At 56.2% G+C, this 2,017-nt stretch carries 1 rRNA gene; it reads left to right on the top strand.

Annotation, left to right across the window (positions count from 1 at the left end):
- Positions 1-460: 460 nt before the first annotated feature.
- A 16S ribosomal RNA gene (locus C5O22_RS13240) occupies positions 461-2,003 on the top strand.
- The last annotated feature ends 14 nt before the right edge of the window (positions 2,004-2,017 follow it).

A 2,017-nucleotide genomic window follows, 5' to 3' on the forward strand; every position in this document is an offset into this window, starting at 1 on the left:
TTTCAAAAACCCTTGACAGGGAGTAGAGAGATGTAGTATGGTAACACTCGCCGCCTGACAGCAGGGCGGGTGAGTGTTGCAAAGTCAAGCAGATAAAGCGATCTGATGCGGTTTTGTGCGGTTTAGTGAAGTTGTTCTGGACAGGACCGATAAGTGGAAGCGAAAAAAAAGTGACAAGAAGCGCTTGACAAAGCGAAATGAGATGTGGTAGATTCGGCGACGTCGCCTGTGAGGGTGGCGAGCCAAGCTGGCACGAGAGTTGCTAGCGATAGGGGTAGAAGCTGCGAGAGTGGCGGATACCGGGATCTTTGGGAGATTGAGGGAAGGGAGTAGAGCGCTATTCTGCGAAGGGTAGCGAATGCAGCGAGGAGTAACTTCTGGTGCGGGAGCGCTGGGGGTTACGGAGAGCGTACGGGAGGTACTCCGGAGATATCTTTCGGGCTTCGGCCCGTAAGAATATATGATGGAGAGTTTGATCCTGGCTCAGAACGAACGCTGGCGGCGCGTCTTAAGCATGCAAGTCGAGCGGCAAGCTGTAGCAATACAGCCTAGAGCGGCGGACTGGTGAGTAACGCGTGGGTGACCTGCCCATTGGATGGGGATAGCCACTAGAAATAGTGGGTAATACCGAATGTGGTTGCGAAGCTGTGGCTTTGCAAAGAAAGGAGCTTTGGCTCCGCCAATGGATGGGCCCGCGTCCCATTAGCTAGTTGGTGAGGTAACGGCCCACCAAGGCGATGATGGGTAGCCGGCCTGAGAGGGTGTACGGCCACACTGGGACTGAGATACGGCCCAGACTCCTACGGGAGGCAGCAGCTAAGAATATTCCGCAATGGACGAAAGTCTGACGGAGCGACGCCGCGTGGGCGACGAAGGCCGAAAGGTTGTAAAGTCCTTTTGCCGATGAAGAATAAGTGGGGGAGGGAATGCCCTCACGATGACGTTAGTCGGTGAATAAGCCCCGGCTAATTACGTGCCAGCAGCCGCGGTAACACGTAAGGGGCGAGCGTTGTTCGGAATTATTGGGCGTAAAGGGCGCGTAGGCGGTACTGCAAGCCCGGCGTGAAAACCAGGGGCTTAACTTCTGGCTTGCGCTGGGAACTGCGGTACTAGAGTCACGGAAGGGGAGCTGGAATTCCAGGTGTAGGGGTGAAATCTGTAGATATCTGGAAGAACACCGGTGGCGAAGGCGAGCTTCTGGCTGATGACTGACGCTGAGGCGCGAAAGCGTGGGGAGCAAACAGGATTAGATACCCTGGTAGTCCACGCCATAAACGATGTACACTAGGCGTTGGGCCGAGTGGCTCAGTGCCGAAGCAAACGTGCTAAGTGTACCGCCTGGGGAGTATGCCCGCAAGGGTGAAACTCAAAGGAATTGACGGGGGCCCGCACAAGCGGTGGAGCATGTGGTTTAATTCGATGGTACGCGAGGAACCTTACCTGGGTTTGACATACGGGGGAAGGCGGTAGAGATACCGCTGTGTCGCAAGACACCGCCGTACAGGTGCTGCATGGCTGTCGTCAGCTCGTGCCGTGAGGTGTTGGGTTAAGTCCCGCAACGAGCGCAACCCCTACTGCCAGTTGCCAACAGGTAATGCTGGGGACTCTGGCGGAACTGCCGGTGACAAACCGGAGGAAGGTGGGGATGACGTCAAGTCATCATGGCCCTTATGTCCAGGGCTACACACGTGCTACAATGGTCGGTACAGAGCGATGCGAAGCCGAGAGGCGAGAGCAAAGCGCAAAAAGCCGATCGTAGTTCGGATTGAAGTCTGAAACCCGACTTCATGAAGGTGGAATCGCTAGTAATCGCGCATCAGCACGGCGCGGTGAATACGTTCCCGGGCCTTGTACACACCGCCCGTCACACCATCCGAGTTGGAGGTACCCGAAGCCGGTAGTCTAACCCGCGAGGGGGGACGCTGTCGAAGGTACGTCTAGTGAGGAGGGTGAAGTCGTAACAAGGTAGCCGTACCGGAAGGTGCGGCTGGATCACCTCCTTTCACAGTGAAAGGGA

This window comes from Treponema sp. J25 (assembly GCF_004343725.1).
In the GTDB taxonomy this organism is placed as follows: domain Bacteria; phylum Spirochaetota; class Spirochaetia; order Treponematales; family Breznakiellaceae; genus J25.